This is a genomic window from Acinetobacter sp. YH12027, assembly GCF_013420085.1.
Classification (GTDB): domain Bacteria; phylum Pseudomonadota; class Gammaproteobacteria; order Pseudomonadales; family Moraxellaceae; genus Acinetobacter; species Acinetobacter amyesii.
Genome location: NZ_VOYW01000010.1, coordinates 1 through 17,292, shown reverse-complemented (window position 1 = coordinate 17,292; position 17,292 = coordinate 1). Strand labels below are relative to the sequence as shown.

Annotated in this window: 13 protein-coding genes and 3 pseudogenes; 9 read left to right on the top strand and 7 right to left on the bottom strand. The window is 41.3% G+C overall.

Features of this window, described 5'->3' with window-relative positions:
• Positions 1-104 precede the first annotated feature (104 nt).
• The 3 genes from hslO to FTT94_RS04545 all read right to left on the bottom strand — a co-directional run bounded on the left by hslO (position 105) and on the right by FTT94_RS04545 (position 5,173).
• Complete coding sequence (gene hslO / locus FTT94_RS04555; protein WP_180066207.1) at positions 105-980, bottom strand: Hsp33 family molecular chaperone HslO; 876 nt, start codon at positions 978-980, stop codon at positions 105-107.
• A gap of 50 nt (positions 981-1,030) precedes the next feature.
• Positions 1,031-2,872, bottom strand: a complete 1,842-nt coding sequence (locus FTT94_RS04550; RefSeq protein WP_180170307.1) for a monovalent cation:proton antiporter-2 (CPA2) family protein — start codon at positions 2,870-2,872, stop codon at positions 1,031-1,033.
• A 78-nt stretch (positions 2,873-2,950) separates the two neighbouring features.
• Entirely contained in the window at positions 2,951-5,173 is a 2,223-nt protein-coding gene (locus FTT94_RS04545; protein ID WP_180134469.1) for a primosomal protein N', read from the bottom strand.
• Between the two features lie 150 nt (positions 5,174-5,323).
• On the opposite strand from FTT94_RS04545, the gene gspF reads away from it, so the two are divergent.
• Positions 5,324-6,529 carry a type II secretion system inner membrane protein GspF gene (gspF, locus tag FTT94_RS04540; RefSeq protein ID WP_078189785.1) on the top strand — a complete coding sequence of 402 codons (1,206 nt, stop codon included), beginning with the start codon at positions 5,324-5,326 and terminating at the stop codon, positions 6,527-6,529.
• A 36-nt stretch (positions 6,530-6,565) separates the two neighbouring features.
• The gene (gspG, locus tag FTT94_RS04535) at positions 6,566-7,003 is read left to right on the top strand and encodes a type II secretion system major pseudopilin GspG (RefSeq protein ID WP_078189784.1); all 438 of its coding nucleotides are present in this window, start codon (positions 6,566-6,568) and stop codon (positions 7,001-7,003) included.
• Positions 7,004-7,178: 175 nt separating this feature from the next.
• Here the strand turns inward: gspG and FTT94_RS04530 are convergent.
• Positions 7,179-8,047: pseudogene (locus FTT94_RS04530) on the bottom strand (IS982 family transposase).
• A gap of 218 nt (positions 8,048-8,265) precedes the next feature.
• On the opposite strand from FTT94_RS04530, the gene FTT94_RS04525 reads away from it, so the two are divergent.
• Both FTT94_RS04525 and FTT94_RS04520 read left to right on the top strand, forming a co-directional pair.
• Positions 8,266-8,601 (top strand): hypothetical protein, encoded by a 336-nt coding sequence (locus FTT94_RS04525; protein WP_078189783.1) that lies wholly within the window; start codon positions 8,266-8,268, stop codon positions 8,599-8,601.
• A 221-nt stretch (positions 8,602-8,822) separates the two neighbouring features.
• Positions 8,823-9,161, top strand: a pseudogene (locus FTT94_RS04520) (tRNA-binding protein).
• Between the two features lie 86 nt (positions 9,162-9,247).
• On the opposite strand, the gene lnt reads toward FTT94_RS04520, so the two are convergent.
• Positions 9,248-10,807 (bottom strand): apolipoprotein N-acyltransferase, encoded by a 1,560-nt coding sequence (gene lnt / locus FTT94_RS04515; protein WP_180170306.1) that lies wholly within the window; start codon positions 10,805-10,807, stop codon positions 9,248-9,250.
• Positions 10,804-11,643 (bottom strand): HlyC/CorC family transporter, encoded by an 840-nt coding sequence (locus FTT94_RS04510; RefSeq protein ID WP_078189781.1) that lies wholly within the window; start codon positions 11,641-11,643, stop codon positions 10,804-10,806. The genes lnt and FTT94_RS04510 overlap by 4 nt, the downstream gene beginning before the upstream one ends.
• A gap of 201 nt (positions 11,644-11,844) precedes the next feature.
• Here FTT94_RS04510 and tusA point away from each other — a divergent pair, with 201 nt between their 5' ends.
• The 5 genes from tusA to FTT94_RS04485 all read left to right on the top strand — a co-directional run bounded on the left by tusA (position 11,845) and on the right by FTT94_RS04485 (position 16,694).
• Positions 11,845-12,102, top strand: a complete 258-nt coding sequence (tusA, locus tag FTT94_RS04505; RefSeq protein ID WP_078189780.1) for a sulfurtransferase TusA — start codon at positions 11,845-11,847, stop codon at positions 12,100-12,102.
• Between the two features lie 200 nt (positions 12,103-12,302).
• Positions 12,303-14,858 carry a type VI secretion system Vgr family protein gene (locus tag FTT94_RS04500; RefSeq protein WP_373686013.1) on the top strand — a complete coding sequence of 852 codons (2,556 nt, stop codon included), beginning with the start codon at positions 12,303-12,305 and terminating at the stop codon, positions 14,856-14,858.
• 3 nt (positions 14,859-14,861) lie between these two features.
• Positions 14,862-15,581 carry a hypothetical protein gene (locus FTT94_RS04495; protein ID WP_180041843.1) on the top strand — a complete coding sequence of 240 codons (720 nt, stop codon included), beginning with the start codon at positions 14,862-14,864 and terminating at the stop codon, positions 15,579-15,581.
• Entirely contained in the window at positions 15,574-16,212 is a 639-nt protein-coding gene (locus FTT94_RS04490; protein ID WP_180041841.1) for a hypothetical protein, read from the top strand. Before FTT94_RS04495 ends, FTT94_RS04490 begins: the two co-directional genes overlap by 8 nt.
• Complete coding sequence (locus FTT94_RS04485) at positions 16,209-16,694, top strand: hypothetical protein (protein WP_180041839.1); 486 nt, start codon at positions 16,209-16,211, stop codon at positions 16,692-16,694. Before FTT94_RS04490 ends, FTT94_RS04485 begins: the two co-directional genes overlap by 4 nt.
• Before the next feature lie 471 nt (positions 16,695-17,165).
• Here the strand turns inward: FTT94_RS04485 and FTT94_RS04480 are convergent.
• Positions 17,166-17,292: pseudogene (locus tag FTT94_RS04480) on the bottom strand (IS5/IS1182 family transposase); the annotation flags it as partial.

Genomic DNA, 17,292 nt, shown 5'->3' with positions numbered 1-17,292 from the left:
ACCATTCGACTAAGCGGAAGAAAGTAGCTGTTTTGAATTTAATCGGAATAATAAAAAAGCACCCCGAAGGATGCTTAGATTTAGGCTTTTAATCATGCAATGATTTAGCTGAGGTGTTGACCAAAAAGGGATAAAGCTTCTTCTGCAGTAAAGGTATATTTTGTATTACAGAATTGGCAATCCATTTCAATTGGGTTTTGAAACTCTAGGGTTTCACGAACTGCAGCAACACCAATTTGTTCAAGTGCTGTCGCACAGCGTTCTTTTGAACACGTGCAGCCAAATTTTAAGGCTTCAGTTTCAGGTAAACGAACTTCTTCTTCGTTATATAAACGATATAAAATTTCATTTGCAGATAAAGACGTTAACTCATCTGCTTTTAAAGTCTCAGTCAGCATGGTTAAACGTGGCCATAGATCTTCATCGACACGGCGTTGTTCTTCTTCGCTATTCCGAGGTAATAACTGAATCAGTAAACCACCTGAACGACTGTTGCTGCTTGCTAAGACGATGCGTGTTGGGATCTGTGCAGATAAATCATAATATTGCATCAAGCAACCCGCTAAATCCGGTTTGTCTAAAGGTACAATCCCTTGATAACGCTCACCAAATTCAGGCTCGATATTAATGAAAAGTACTGGGTTTACCAAGGCTTTCAGTACCGTGCTGCTGTCTTCAGCGGCTTGAAAGTGCGGGTCTTCTTCATAATCGGCAAGTGCGCGAACTTCACCGAGATGATTACATTCCGCCATTGCCCATTTAAATGTGCCTGCAGCCTGAATTTGTAAGCTAATACGACCTTTAATTTTTAAGGTACTGGCCAACAAGGCAGTCGCGCTGAGCATTTCACCCAAGAGAATTTGTACAGCAGGTGCATAGTCACGCTGTGCAAGAATCGTTTGTAGGGCTTCTTCAAGATGAACCACTTCTCCACGAACAGGGCTATCTTCAATAAAAAAGCGTTGGCGTAAATCTGACATAAAATTCTCCATAACCCTGCTTTAATGGTGACGATATTGTAAAACACAAGTCATTCATTATCATCTCTTGTGACATCAATACGATGACGTTGTAAGCTGCGTTGTAAATCAACACCTGTAGGTTTTTCACGGGCTTGCGCATCGCTTTCAAACAAATGTTCCAGTTCAGCTAAAGCGTTACGATGCGTTTCATAAATTTTTTGTTCATCGGTATAGATTTGCTGCTGTTGAGTCAGCAGTTTTTCATCATAATCACGGAACAATTCGATACTTTTATAGGCATCTTCATCGCTGATGCCTAAGTCGCACAGCATGTGATAGGCCATTCCTAAAGACGATAAATAGGTTTCACGCCAAATATGCTCAATCCCCAAATCACGCAGCAGATGCACCTGATGACGGTCACGCGCACGGACCAATAATTTTAACTGAGGGTAATTCAGGCGAATATGACGCGCCACGTTCATCGAGTCTTCAATATCATCTATGGCAAGGACGAACACTTTGGCATGTTCAATGCCCGCAGCGCGTAAAATATCTGGTTGTGTGGCATCGCCATAATATAGATGACCACCATAATTACGTACGAAATCGACTTTGTCTAAGTTGCTATCAATGGCGGTAAAAGACAAATGCTGTAAATGCGCCACACGAGCAATGATTTGTCCGAAACGTCCAAAGCCCGCAATAATCACAGGATTATGTTCATCCGGAATGTCGTCATATTTGGGAATGGTTTTTGGATTAAAACGTGGCAAAATTTGTGATTGTATTAACCAATACAACATAGGGGTCAACACCATCGACAAGGTGACGATGAGGGTTAATGGCTCCAAAATGGCTTGCTGTACGACATTTTCACTTTTCGCCACACTAAAGACCACAAAGGCAAATTCACCGCCTTGAGCCAAACAGCTTGCCAGTAAAATACTGTTGCGCCATGAATTTTTAAGATAACGCGCAATCGCGGTAAGTGACGCCATTTTGATGAGCATCAGTGCCAACGCACTACCGATAATGAACCATGGCATTTCAACGAATAATGACAGTTCCGTGGTCATGCCCACGGTCATAAAGAACAGACCAAGTAAAAGCCCTTTAAACGGAGCAATACTGGCTTCGAGTTCATGGCGGAATTCCGAGTCTGCCAATAGCACGCCAGTCAAAAATGCTCCGAGTGTGGTACTGATGCCAAGTACATCCATCAACACCACGACACCCAGCACTATAAATAAACCGACAGCGGTGATCAGTTCATGTGCACCACTTTTCGCGACGAAGCGGAAAAAAGGCCGCATTAAGTATCGACTAAATAAAAATAAGCCTGAAAAAGTCGCAATGATGGCAGCGAAATAGGCGATTCCGTGATGTGATGATTCTGTCCCTGCGAGCAGGGGGATGACTGCAATCAGCGGAATTGCAGCCATATCTTGAAACAGCAAAATCGAAAAGGATTGTTGCCCATAGGTGGTGTTTAATTGCTGTTTTTCACTCAGCATCTGCAAGACAAAGGCAGTAGAGGAGAGTGCCAGAGCGAAACCGATAACGATACTGGCTGCAATGCCTTGTTGTAAGGCAAAAAAACTGCCTAGCGCTAAAAGCAGACCGGTCAGACCGACTTGTAAACTGCCCATGCCGAAAATAGAACTACGCATGCTCCATAGCCGCTGTGGACGAAGTTCGAGTCCGATCAGGAACATCAGTAAGATCACGCCAAATTCAGCGAGCTCTTGGATCGCTTCGGGATCACTGGCAATGTTAAAGACATCGGGGCCGAGCAAAATACCGGTGAACAGATATCCCAATACCGTTGCAATACCAAAGCGCTTGAGCAAAGGGACAAGCAATAAGGATGCGCCAAGGAAAATTGTGATCTGTAACAGTAGTGACATTTACTCGTCCTAGAGTGGTATTTTTGGTCGAAAGTTGCAATTCAGTATGACTGATTTTTCAGACTGAATTGTACGCGTTTAACTGAGTTCCTGTGGGTCTATATCGAGGCTCAATTTCATATTTGATGGCTTGTTATGCAAGATGTTTTGCCACCAATAACGCAGATAATAATGTAAGCGCGCACGATCTGTAGACAGTAAAACCATGTGGGATTGATAACGTCCCGCTTTGCGCTCCATCGGGGCAGGAATCGGCCCCCAAATGTCAATAATTCCAGCAGAGTCCTGACGCAGCAATTGGGCATGTTGCTGTAAAAATTCAGTATTGAGTTCTTGGTTTTTGGACTCACAGCGCACCAATGCGGCATAGCGAAACGGTGGCATTTGTGCCATTTCCCGTTCTTTCATGGTTTCTTTGGCAAATTTTCGATAGTCCTCATTGACCAAGATATTCAAAAGCGGATGGTCGGGTCTTAGGGTTTGTAAAAACACATCGCCTTTACGTTCACCACGGCCGGCACGCCCAGTGACTTGTACAATGAGCTGTGCAGTACGCTCGATGGCACGGAAGTCCACACTCAGTAGACCTGAATCGATATCTAAAATCGCCACCAAGGTGACGTAAGGGAAATGATGTCCTTTGGCCAGCATTTGTGTACCGAGTAAAATGGCAGGTTCGCTTTTTTGAATCTTGTCATAGATTTTTTGCCAACTGCCGACTCGACTGGTGGAATCACGATCGACCCGTATAACGTCATGCTGCGGAAATAGCTCATTTAGGCTTTCTTCAACCTTCGCTGTACCCATACCCACGGATTTCAGTTCTTGGTGATTACACTGTGGACAATGCTCTGGCATACGGTGAATGGTGCCGCAGTGGTGACAATGTAGGTGTTGATAGGGTGTGCGGTGTACCGTGAAATTGGCATCACAGTGCGGACATTTGGCCTGCCATGCACAGCTTTCACAAATTAAAACCGGGGCATATCCACGACGGTTTAAGAACACTAACACTTGTTCTTTTTTTTCAAGGCGCTTACGGATTTCACCAATTAATAATTGGCTGATTCCATGCTGTTTCTGTGCCACTTTCAGATCAAGGATGTGCATTTTCGGCATGACCGCAGTGCCCGCACGTTGGTTCAATTCCAGTACGGTCATTTTGCCTTGTTTCGCCAGTGCATAGCACTCGATACTAGGCGTGGCAGAACCTAAAATGACAGGGCATTGTTCCAGATGCCCACGGTAAAGTGCGACATCCCGAGCGTGATAGCGAAAGCCTTCTTGTTGTTTAAAGGACAGATCATGCTCTTCATCAATCACAATCAAACCCAAATTAGGCAGTGGCGTATAAATCGCAGAACGCGTGCCTAAGATAATAGATGCCTTACCTGTTTGCGCCGCTTGCCAAGCTTGCATACGTTTTGAATCGTTTAAACCCGAATGTAGTAGAGCAATATTGCAATGAAAGCGTGATTGGAAACGGCTGATGGTCTGTGGGGTAAGTCCAATTTCAGGCACTAAAACCAAGACTTGTTTGCCTTGCTTTAGAATCTCTTGCATGATTTGTAAATAGACTTCGGTTTTACCACTGCCGGTGAGACCATCAAGTAAAAATGCCTGATATTGATTACGCGCCTTTAACACCCGATCAATGGCTTTCTTTTGCTCAGGATTTGCAGTGAGTGGCATTTGCGCCATGCTCATGGGCATCGGGCTAAAGTCCTGTTCCGCCAAGACACATTGGCAGATGCCTTTTTTCTCTAATGCTTTGAGTGTCGCGGTTTCCACACCTGACAAATTTAAAAGATTTTCACCTGTGCCTGTGGGATGTAATTTTAGTATTTTATACGCCTCTTGTTGACGCTCTGAACGTTTAATTTTGGCTTCAGCATTATGGTCAATCAGATTCCATGTCCGTGCCAATAAATTATAGGGCTTTCCTTGGCGTAACAGCGTCGGAAGGGCACTTTGCATCACTTCACCAATCGGAAATTGGTAATACTGTGCAGACCATGTCAATAAATTTAAAACTTTCTCATCTAAAATGGCACGATCATCAAGAAGTTCGGTAATGGCCTTGAGTTTAAAGCTTGAATCGAGTGGTGCATCGGGAGCAATTTTTTCCACGATGATACCGGTCAAATTTTGCCGACCAAAAGATACAGCAACGCGTGCACCTACTTCAGCTTGTTGGTATTGCTCTTGGTTTAAGCTGTAATCGAAGCAGTCGTATAAATATACCGGAACGGCGACTCGAACGCGGTAAATAGGTGTTGCAATGCTCGCTGAATTTGCCATAAAACGTGGATAAGTTCCTGATTAAATTTCGTCGTGATCGTAAAGGAGTTGTGTTAGAGTGAGCTCATATTTTATATCTAAGAATATGAATGATTTTGATGGTCAGACGCAACTGCGCTGATAGAAATTTTGGAAAATTAGAGCATTACAATGCCTGCATATCAGTTTACTGCCATAGACGCTTCAGGGAAGCAGCAGAAGGGTGTACTTGAGGGTGATTCTGCGCGTCAAATTCGTCAACAGCTCAGAGATCAGTCACTCATTCCAGTTGCTGTCGATCCGATAGAGCAAAAAGACAAACACGCGCAGCAGCGCTGGTTTCAAAAAGGGCTGAATGCCTATGACTTGGCTTTATTGACTCGCCAACTTTCAGTTTTGGTTGCCGCTGCAATACCATTAGAAGAAGCGATTCGTGCTGTGGGAAAACAAAACGAAAAAGCCCATGTGCAAAACCTGTTGATGTCGGTGCGTTCTAAAGTTTTGGAAGGACATTCTTTAGCCAACGCACTACAACAAGCGGGACGCTTTCCTGAACTGTATATTGCCACGATTGCAGCAGGTGAGCGTTCAGGTCATCTCGATCTCATTCTCGACCAACTTGCTGATTACACCGAAAACCGCTTCGCCATGCAAAAAAAAGTGCAGGGTGCGATGATTTATCCCATCATCCTGATGTTAATGTCTTTCGGTATTGTGATGGGACTCATGACCTATGTGGTCCCAGATATTGTCAAAACCTTTGACCAAAGCAAAGATGCCTTGCCGTGGATAACGGTCGCTTTAATGAAAGCCAGTGATTTTATTCGAATGGCCTGGCCATTTTTATTGGTCGGTAGCGTAGTTTCGATTTTTCTCTTGGTTCGATTCCTCAGAACAGCGGCGGGACATTATGCCTTTGACCGATTGACCTTGAAATTACCATTATTTTCCAAACTGTCTAAAGGCATTAATGCCGCTCGTTTTGCCAGTACCTTGTCGATTTTAACCAAGTCTGGCGTGCCTTTGGTCGATGCTTTAAAAATTGGCGCAGCGGTCAGTAATAATTGGGTGATTCGAGATTCGGTCAACCTTGCGGCAGAGAAAGTAACAGAAGGTGGTAATTTAGCAACACAGCTTGAGCGAAGTGGTTATTTCCCACCGATGATGGTACAAATGATCAAAAGTGGTGAAAGTTCAGGCGAATTAGATCGGATGCTAGAACGTGCGTCGACGATGCAAGACCGAGAAGTGACGACTTTAATTTCAACTTTATTGGCGTTGCTTGAACCGCTGATGTTGGTATTTATGGCGAGCATTGTACTGGTGATCGTGATTGCTGTGATGCTGCCAATCGTGAATATGAATAATATGATTTAAGACATTCGAACAATGATGTGAACAGAGATTTGTAACATGCAAGTGAAGACAAAAAATATGAAGCAACAAGGTTTTACTTTAATTGAAGTGATGGTGGTCATTGTCATTTTAGGTGTTTTGGCAGCGCTGATTGTACCGAACGTGATGGGCCGTGGTGAAAAAGCCAAAGTTGATACTACGGCGATTACTTTAAAAAGTGTCGCTGGCTCATTAGATCAATACAAAATGGACAATGGTAAATTCCCTTCAATGCAAGACGGCGGATTAAATGCTTTGGTCACCAAACCTGAGTCTGCTAAAAACTGGTTGCCGGGTGGCTACATCAAAGGTGGCTATCCAAAAGACAGTTGGGACAATGACATTCAATATGTGATTCCAGGTTCTGAAGGCCGTCCTTATGATCTTTATTCATTTGGTGCGGATGGTCAGTCTGGCGGTGAAGAAAATGATGCTGATATTTACTATAAACACTAACTGAGAATAATTATAAATTCAGTTTTAATGGAATTAATCACTTCACTTAATAGGATGTTTCAATATTGAGTGAAGTGATAATAAATCTTAATTATAAAATTAATATTAAGTTGTTGAATTTACTTTAAATAACATAATATAAAATATGTGATATTTATAATAACCCGAATCCTGTTTAAGCCAATGACTGCATAATTTGAATTGTGGGCTTATGCTGCTGAGTTAATTGGTATGCACATAGTGATGCGTAAATACCACTTAAAAAGCCTGAGATACTTCTAGCTCTACTCGTCACCAAATTGTATTGACCTTTCAATAAGCTGAATAACGTTTCTATTTTATTACGTTGTTTTAAGTGATATGCATCTGATGTACAGAGTTGACAGACCGCATGTTCTTTCGATGATAAGTAATTAAATCAATACCTTGTTCTTTTAATCTGTTTTTTAAATCCTGACTGATATAACCACGATCCGCGTAAAGCTTTGCTTCCAAGCCTTCAACCAAATGCTCAACCATTCTTATGTCAGCCACATGTCCATTGGATAATGCTGAACAAACGACTTCTCCAAGTTGATTCATCATAATATGTAATTTACAGCCGTAGAACCAACCCATCGAGCTTTTACCACGAGATGCAATTTCTGCTAGAGATTTATGGCGTTGAATTCGTTGATTTTTACAGACAGGTAAAGTGGTTGAGTCAATCCATAAATATTGGCTCCGTTGACCTTTCATTAAGGCTACATGTAAAGCATGTAGTGCCAACTGGTGCGTATTAATGAGGTGAATCAGCCGTTGGTAACAGGGTAAGCTCTTAAATAAAGAGCTTTTATCCTGCCTTAGCCATGTGAAAAATGCTTTGAAATTAGTGAAATGAGAGCATTTATACCAAATAGCAATAAAGGTGATTTCTGAAAGACTCAAGTGAGCCGCTCGAATTCTTGAGAAACGATGGCTTTGCTTAAGGAATTGCCAATAAGTTGCTTCAAATTTAAGAAAGAAATCATCAATTACGCAAAATAATTCGGTACTATTAAACATGAGGATAGAGTTGTGAGTTTTGTGTGGTAACTCAACTGATGGCTCTAGTCCTCATATTTTTCAAGTCAATTTCTTATCCGCGATTCGGGTTATAATAAGAATTATTCCCAATTTTATTGATTACAATAATCGTAAAATATGAATAAATATAGGCTTTTCATTTAAATAAAACCGAGCATAATATCTTTTATGGTACTTTTTTAGCCATGGAGGATAGTATGAAAGCATTATTATTAACGGATGAAATTAACCAATTTCATTGGTCTATGCTGAAATCTGTTCTTTTGATTTTAAGTATTCTGCCGATCAGTCAAGGCATTGTGTATTTATGGCAAAGCACTGAGGGCAGTAGCCAAATTATGGTGGGCTTCTTTGCCATGAGCTTAATGAGTTCATTACTGGCTTTAAGTTTTTGGTCTGCATTAAAAGCGACTGTGGCAAATTTAAAACAAGAACATGCATCTGCCATCGAACAAATGGTTGTTCGTCTTTATCGATATATTCCAATGGTGTCTTTAGCTGCCATGCTTTCCTATTTAGTTACTCAGTTATAACCCCAAAATTAACCTTCCAAACTGGGGCTTGCTCCAGTTTTTTTATGTCTCGTGCTAATGAACAGTTAGCCTACATTAATGTGAAACTTGTTCTAAGATGACGTTACTTTGTCCGTTTTGACGCATCGAATGTCTGCTTCACATATCGTCAGCCTGAATCAAATTTTTATAATGCATAGATAGTCAGATGAAGCACAACAAAGAGAAGAAAAGAGGGAAAAATGCAACAGATTGATTGGCAAGATTTTTTGAAAGTTGAATTACGTGTGGGGAAAATTGTGCAGGCTGAAGTCTTTGAGCAAGCACGTAAACCCGCGTACATTCTCCATGTGGATTTTGGAGAGGAATTGGGCATTAAATAATCCAGTGCGCAAATTACACAGCTGTATCAGCCGGAAAATCTAGTGGGGAAATTGGTCGTTGCTGTCGTGAATTTTCCGAAAAAACAAATTGGTCCGATCCAGTCAGAGTGTTTGGTCACAGGTTTTCATAATGCAGAGGGGCATGTTGCTCTTTGTGTGCCTGATGCAGAGATTCCCCTAGGCACCAAGTTACTTTGAAAAAGTAGGATGAGCTGGCACGTTGAACGTTTAACAATAAAAAAACCGAGCCAAAGCTCGGTTTTTTTTGATCTTTTGTAGCGGAATCAACGGCGTGATTTAAAAGAAATATCAACTTTACGCGGTCGATAAATCCAACCGAGAACCAATAGCAAGAATGAGAAAATCAACACAGGCCAATCACTTAAGCGAGTGTAAAGTGTTTCGCCTTGCATGGCAGGTAAATCACCACGAAGTACCGCATCTTTATCCATCGGTGCCTGTTTCACAATGTGACCATTATGATCAATAAAGGCGGTAATGCCGGTATTGGTTGCACGGATAAACCAACGGCCATTTTCTTTGGCACGCATTTGAACCATTTGTAGGTGCTGATGTGGGCTCGCTGTTCCAGTAAACCAAGCGTCATTGGAAATAGTCACTAGGTAGTCACTTTGACTGGCATTACGGCGCGTTAAGTTGGGATAAGCCACTTCATAGCAAATCGCCGCACCTAAATCATGACCTTTAACATTCAAAGGTTTTTGGTTGTTTGCACCACGTGAAAAACCACTCATCGACGGGTCATTTTGTAAGGCTGGCAGTACCCAACTTAACATCCCTGAAAGCGGAATGTATTCACCAAAGGGGACTAGACGTTGCTTCTTGTATAGACCTGAAGATTCATCACCAGTTGCCATGATGGTGTTGTAATACATAGGGTGTTGGTTTTGCTGTGATTCTGTCAAGTCCCAATAGGGAATACCTGTCACCCAAGCCGTGCCTGTTTTATTGGCTTGGACTTTCATTGCATCTAAAAACGGCTCAATATCGGTTTGGAACATTGGAATGGAGGATTCTGGCCAAACAATGACATCACGCCCCCATTCGGTCCGACTTAATGACGCATATTTCATTAAGGTTTGAGCTTGGTATTCTGTTAACCATTTTAAATCTTGTGGAATATTGCCTTGAATTAAAGAAACACTCAGCGGTTTTTCATTTTTAGGTTGAACAAATTGCAGTTGCGCTGCACCCCATGCACCGAGCAAAACAAGGGCAGATGGAACAATCCAAAAGATGCGTTTACGCAGGATTTCAACCAAGGCGCAGGCCAATACAATGACCGCGAAAGATACCCCAAAGATCCCGAATAATGGCGCATAGCCATCGAGGAATCGTTCAGTAAAGGCATAACCTGCAAACAGCCATGGAAAACCGGTAAAGACCCAAGTTTTACTCCACTCGAAAAACACCCACAGTGGCGCAAAGGTCAGTGGTGTTTCTGGAAAGAAGCGGCGGTAGAGCCAACTCTGAACTGCGGTAAACAGCCCCATCACAATCGCCATAATGGCAATCATCAAAACACTCAGTGCTGAATTGGTATCACCATAGACATGGATCGAGGTATACAGCCAAAAAGCCCCGACAAACCATAAGCCAAAGCCATAAGCTAGACCAATGAAAAACGATTGTTTAGGGGCACGCTGACTTAAGCAAGCATACAGCAGGGCTGGAGATAAAATTGCCAACCACCAATAATGATAAGGTGCCAGCGACAAGCTGAAGATGGCACCTGAAAATAATGCAATCAGCAAAGGATAGATGAAAGGTAGCTGTTTTTTTTGTTCTGAGTGGTTTAGCAGCTTATCAAAGTAGGTTCTCATTTACGGACAGCTCGGATCAGATGAATAGTACGTGCATCTGCCTCCAAAATGGTAAATTCCCAGTTTTCAAGTTCAATCACTTGACCTTGTAAATCACTGACCAAGCCCATTTCTTGTAGCAGTAAGCCGCCCACAGTTTCTACTTCATCATCTGAAAAATCAGCATCTAAAAGATTGTTAAAGTGTTCAATTGGTGTAAGTGCTTGAACCAACCATGTATTTGCACTTAACGGGTCTTCATCTGGAATGATAAATTGAGCTTCTTCATCAACTTTGTCGTGTTCATCTTCAATTTCACCCACAATTTCTTCAAGAATGTCTTCTAAAGTGACTAAACCTGAAGTTGTGCCATATTCATCAATCACTACAGCGATATGGGTTTGAGTATTTTTCAACATACGTAAAACTTGGTCAGAGCGTGCGCTCTCAGGTACAAATAAGGGTTGACGCATTAATGCACGAATATCGACTTTGGTGGTCGGTTCTGTCAAAAATGGCAACAAATCTTTGGCCAATAAAATACCGACGACATTGTCAGGTTGGTCTGAGGAAAAGACGGGGAAACGTGAGTGTGCAGATTCGACAAGTACATGCAAAATATCTAATAGCTCATCATCTTCTTGTAAGCTGATCATCGCAGTACGGGGGGTCATGACCTCGCGGATTTTAGTTGCAGGTAAGTCGAGTACCCCTTCGAGCATGGCAACTGTATCGGGTTCTAAGAAGCGACGTGAATCTTGTACCAATTTCAACAGTTCGTCACGGGTTTCTGGTGCAGTGCCCAGCCATTTACGTAAGCCGCGCATGCCCCACGACGGGCCGGATTCCTCTTGCATGATCTTTCCTAAAGACTCTTAATATCTAATAAATGATGATTTTATCATACCGTAGAAAATACAGTTGTCTATTGTTAATGTTGATCTAGATGGATGAGCGATCAAGTCATTTTAAGAGACTATCACCTGCATTTTTCAAGCTAACATTCAGTCTTCAGGATTATGCTAAAATAGCGTTAGATTTTAATGCTGAGTTTTCTAATGTCTGAGCCTTCTGTGCCCCCATCAATTCAATTAAACACCCGTGGCTTACGTTGCCCTGAGCCTGTGATGATGTTGCATCAAGCCATTCGTAAATCAAAATCGGGTGATATTGTGGAGGTTTTTGCAACAGATAATTCGACCTCTTGGGATATTCCGAAATTTTGTATGCATTTAGGTCATGAGCTTTTGCTTCAAGAAGAACGTCTTGATGAAAATGGAAATAAAGAATTCCATTATTTGGTTCAGAAAGGTTAATTTAAGAGATTGTAAAAAATAATAATTATTAAGATGTTACATTTTTATTAATAAAATAGGCTGGTCAAGTCTGATGGCTAGCCTATATCATTCGCAGCATAATTATACAAAGTTTAAAAAACAGACTTTTAAAATGTTAAATTCGATTGCTCTTATACTTGAAAAATTAGGCTTATCCGCCCAAAAAACGTGCCATTCATTTGCAATTTTCCAACCCAGCGTTGAATGACGAGCTTTTTATTCAACGTATTGATGGGGAGCATGTCTTAAACCAAGGCCTGCAAGCGACTTTGATTTGCCTATCTACGAATGCACTTATTCCACTAAAACAATTTATTGGCGTACAAGTCGCCGTTGATCAAGTGACCGATCAGGGCGAACTCTTCCGCACCACGGGTATTATTACCGAAGCCACCCAAGGCCAGAGTGACGGTTCACTCACGCTGTATAAACTCACTTTAGAAGATGCAACATCGCTGTGGCATAAACGCAGGAACAGCCGTGTGTTTATGAACAAATCGGTGCGCGATGTCAGTGAAACTCTCTTTAAAGAATGGCAAAGCAAAAGTCCGCTCTTTGCTGCCAGTCTAACGCTAGATCTAAGCGGTTTAAGTCAGAACTATGATGTACGACCTTTCATCATGCAGTCGAATGAAAGCGATTATGACTTTTTAACGCGTCTTTGGCGCAGTGAAGGCATCAATTGGCTCATCGATGAAGCGCAATTGAAAGTGATGCATTCCAGTAGCCCGATCGAAAAACAAAAACTCCGCCTGATTGATGACAATAGCCAATATCAAGCACTCAGCCGTCGTAGTATCCGCTTTCATCGCTCTAGTGCCACAGAAAAACAAGACAGCATCACCAGCTTGATCGGTGAACGTAGCATTCAACCGACTGCGGTCCATGTGCAGCGCTGGCAAGCCGATGGACTGAGCCAAGAAGAAGGCGCAGGCTCAGTTCAAAGCAAACATCAGCATAGCCAAAGCCAAGACAATGCCAGTTTAAGTTTGGAACAAGCATGGCATATCAGCCCTGCATGGATGCAAGACTTAAAAGGCGAAGACCAAGCTACCGCTTCATCAAACAGTCAGATTGAAAAACTGAATCAAAACCTAACGCGCTATCACGAGCTACAATCGAAAAAATTCAATGCACAATCGACTGTGCGTGATACACAAGTCGGTTATTGGTTTGAATTGAATGAACACCCAGAAATTGATCAACACAGTGGTGCAGACAAACAATTTTTAATCACAGAAAAGAAATTCTATAACCAAAATAACTTACCCAAAGACCTTACTGAACAAGTCAATCAACTGATTGAACAAAGTCAGTGGAACATTAAACCGATCCATGAACAGGCCGAGCGTCAGGCCAATCAGCTCACATTACAACGCCGCAATATTGCGACGGTTCCTGCATATAACCCACTCGAACACCGTCCAAGCACCCATCCGCAACGGGCTAAAGTCGTTGGGCCAAGTGGTGAAGAAATACATGTCGATGAATGGGGGCGTATCAAAGTCCGCTTTTTATTTACCCGTGGAGATGACCACAGCCATGATGGCGGTGCAGGCAGCAATGACAATGATACGGACTCTGCATGGGTCGATGTGCTTACCCCATGGGCCGGTGAAGGCTATGGTGCACGTTTCTTACCACGTATTAATGAAATCGTGGTCATCGATTTCTTTGACGGTAACATCGACCGACCATTTGTGGTGGGGCGCATACATGAAGCACAGCGCAGTCCAACCCAATTTGATAGTAAAGGCAAACTGCCAGACACCAAAAAACTGGCTGGAATAAAAAGTAAGGAAGTCCAAGGTGAAGGCTTTGGACAACTACGCTTTGATGACACGACTGGACAAATATCAACACAATTACAAAGTACCCATGGCGCCACTCAGCTCAACCTAGGGAACCTCAGTCATCCCAAAGAAACCGCAGAAAGTGAGGGAAGAGGCGAAGGCTTTGAACTGAGAACCGACCAATGGGGTGCAGTGCGTGCAGGACAGGGGCTACTTGTTAGTACACACCCACAACAACAAGCAGCAGCAATGCACCTCGACGCACAAGCGGCGAAAGAACAAATCGAAGCCAACTTAAACAGCAGTAAAGCCTTAAGTGAAGTGGCGAAAAATCAACAAACTGACCCACTTGAAGTCTTGGATAATTTAAAAAACTTCCTTCGGCAAATCGAAAAAGGCAGTAAAGAAAAAGCTGATGCCTTTAAACAAGCCTTAATGATTTTATCTGCACCAAACTCAATTGCTGTAAGTAGTCAGGAAGATGTTCATCTTTCAGCAGATGGACAGATCAGCCAAAGTGCAGGGGATAGCATCAACCTCAGCAGTCAAAAATCCTTAATTGCCCATGCACAAAGCAAGATCAGTCTATTTGCAGCACAAGAGGGATTACGTGCTTATGCAGGCAAAGGCAAAGTTGAAATCCAAGCCCAAGGAGATGGGGCAGATTTGATTGCACGAAAGGGTATTCAAATTATTTCCACAGAAGATAAAGTTGAAATCAAAGCGAGCAAAAAAATTGTTTTAGTTGCGGGTGGTAGCCAGATTGAAATTAGTAGTGCGGGTGTATTGCCTACTACGGCTGGTAAGTTTGAGGTGAAGGCAGGGCAGCATCAATTTTTAGCTGGGCAAACGCAGAGCGCTGATTTAGGCGTGATGCCTAATATTTGTGTTGAGTGTTTGATATCATCTCTGAAAAATTTAACCTTTTTTATAAAAGGCTAAACAATGAATACATATATTTTAATTGATCTGCTGCAGTATAAGCAGGCAAAAAAAGCATTAAACGGTTTTGATTTTAAATATCTTTTTGAAAAATTTAATAATCCTAAAATATTAGAATTTTCTCCTGTGCTAGCTGTGTATAACGAGAACATTTTAAACCAGTTCAATGAATATATTGTTATCAGTAGCCGGTTGGAAATGGATGAAGTCTTAAATGCGCTGTTTAAAAAATGCTTCAGTTTTTCCAATTTTGAGAATTCAATGTGCAAACTGTATGAGCCATTTACTGTATTTTCATTATTTGACATTTTAAATGTTGAGCAGAAACACATTGTATTTTCAGGTTTTGAATCGTTTACGGTTCTTTTTAATGGAGAAATCCGTTCGCATTTTTATCAGAGTACAGACTGTTTAAAAACGTTGATCATGCTTGAGGATGCGCAGTTCGAATCGATTTTCGAAAAAAGAATAGAATACTTTAAAATAAATTTTTGCAAAAAAAATAATGCAGATTTTTATCAAATTTCAGCAATCGTTGATTATGCACTGCAATGCGAGATACTGGAAATCCCTTATATTGAGCGATTTGTCATTGCTGCGCAGAAAATAAAATTTGATGTGAATAAATTCAACCGGGAATGTCCGTTTTTGAAAGACCCTGATGAACCCGATTTAATGAAAATATTACAATTAGAAAGTTATATGGTGGCCGCTGATGTCTGATCCATTTGAACAAATAAGAAAAGAAATGGCGAATAAACAGAATGCCATCACCAATTGCAAAAAGAATGAGGTTTTGCTGGAACTAGCGAGTAAACCGATTCCAAACAGCTATATGTATATGTGGGGCTATCCTCACGGCAGCCCGTATACAGCGGTTAAAGTGCCTTTATACCGTCTGCATATGTATACCAAGGATAAAAAAGGATATTACTTTAAAGTTTGCAGATTCGGCCCACGCTGCGTAATCGACAAAAAAGGCAATACCATTTTGTCAGTCGCCGGACTGGCGGATCAGCAGGTTCATAAATTGACCTGGTACAAAGAATATATTCTACATAGTACAGATAAAGCCGAGAACGGCGCTTGGATTGTGACAGGAAATTTCCTCATTCACGATGGGCCGGATACCTGCTCAATGGATGATATGTATGGTACAGCAGGCTGTTTAGAAGTTTTTGGACATAAAGGATTTAGTGTGTTTAACCAAAAAATGCTGGAATTGTCGGGTGAAAGTGAGCTTAAGAAGGTCAAAGCGAAAATTACCTATCACAAAGCGGTCAGACCAAAAATCAAAGATTACAACATTTATGACACGCGGACGGGCGAACTTTATAACAGAGGAATTTTATGAACATATATCTGAATTTAAAAATTTTTATATTATGCTTTTTTGCCAGCACGCTTTCCTACGCAAACTGCAGTTTCAGCGCTCAAGAAAAACATGAATTGAATGTTTATAATTACGCATTTGTGCAAATGCACAGCGCAGCAAGAGGCGTTGCTAGAGCTAAATTTGCCGAACAGGATTTAAAGAAAAATTTTCTGAAAAAAATTGCGCCCTCTGTGCACTTAATCTGTGGATTAGAATCTCGTATTTATATACTGGAGGAAAAAAACAAAGAGGTTGGGCTTATTGCGCTTAAATTTAAGAATAGCAGAGATAGAGATGTTTTTCGCAATGAGCTGAATGCTAGTCAGGGGCGGATCAATAATATTATTATGAAGCGCTATGAAATGGATGTAATCGGAAATGCGATTTTTTTATATTATGGAACCTATAGTTTTATCAATTCAAAGTTTAGAACTTTAGATGCGCAAGTAGCGAATCATTAGAATTTATTCCACCAGTTAAACTAGTTTTACTGGTGGTTTTTTTTGAATGGTTGAATTTAGTTTTTGGGGCGGAATTTTAATGGCTGAATAATGCGTGAATACTGGAAGATATTCCGTATGGTGGCGCGAACTGATATAAAAAAAATACTTAAATATAGATGTAGTATTTGATTGAGCTACAGTATTTTAGGTCAAAATAAATTATAATGTGATTGGGCTGTGTTGCACAAAGATTTCATAACTATATGATTTTAAAAGTTTTGATTGTTTTTTGATCCAAAATTAAATTTATTTAAATCAGATGCTTACATATTTATGCAACAAAGCCATGTGATTGCTAAAAAATGATTATCTCATCATCCTGATAATGCATATTTTCAAAGTGATGCTGTTCAGTATGATCAATATAGGGTTACTCAAATTAGAGAGAGTAGGCCATTAAAATGAAGAAGAATAGATTTCTTTCATAATTCATTTTTCACTCAGCTCCAAGTTATAAATTCCAGCAATTAGATTGAATCTTAATGCTAGTCTTTTGCCTCGATTGCGATATCGCTCAGCAAGAATTTTGAAGGTTTTCAAACTGCCAAATACATGC

Coding starts and splice junctions, on each gene's coding strand:
- hslO (WP_180066207.1), bottom strand. CDS start 980: ATGTCAGATTTACGCCAACGCTTTTTTATTGAAGATAGCCCTGTTCGT.
- FTT94_RS04550 (WP_180170307.1), bottom strand. CDS start 2,872: ATGTCACTACTGTTACAGATCACAATTTTCCTTGGCGCATCCTTATTG.
- FTT94_RS04545 (WP_180134469.1), bottom strand. CDS start 5,173: ATGGCAAATTCAGCGAGCATTGCAACACCTATTTACCGCGTTCGAGTC.
- gspF (WP_078189785.1), top strand. CDS start 5,324: ATGCCTGCATATCAGTTTACTGCCATAGACGCTTCAGGGAAGCAGCAG.
- gspG (WP_078189784.1), top strand. CDS start 6,566: ATGCAAGTGAAGACAAAAAATATGAAGCAACAAGGTTTTACTTTAATT.
- FTT94_RS04525 (WP_078189783.1), top strand. CDS start 8,266: ATGAAAGCATTATTATTAACGGATGAAATTAACCAATTTCATTGGTCT.
- lnt (WP_180170306.1), bottom strand. CDS start 10,807: ATGAGAACCTACTTTGATAAGCTGCTAAACCACTCAGAACAAAAAAAA.
- FTT94_RS04510 (WP_078189781.1), bottom strand. CDS start 11,643: ATGCAAGAGGAATCCGGCCCGTCGTGGGGCATGCGCGGCTTACGTAAA.
- tusA (WP_078189780.1), top strand. CDS start 11,845: ATGTCTGAGCCTTCTGTGCCCCCATCAATTCAATTAAACACCCGTGGC.
- FTT94_RS04495 (WP_180041843.1), top strand. CDS start 14,862: ATGAATACATATATTTTAATTGATCTGCTGCAGTATAAGCAGGCAAAA.
- FTT94_RS04490 (WP_180041841.1), top strand. CDS start 15,574: ATGTCTGATCCATTTGAACAAATAAGAAAAGAAATGGCGAATAAACAG.
- FTT94_RS04485 (WP_180041839.1), top strand. CDS start 16,209: ATGAACATATATCTGAATTTAAAAATTTTTATATTATGCTTTTTTGCC.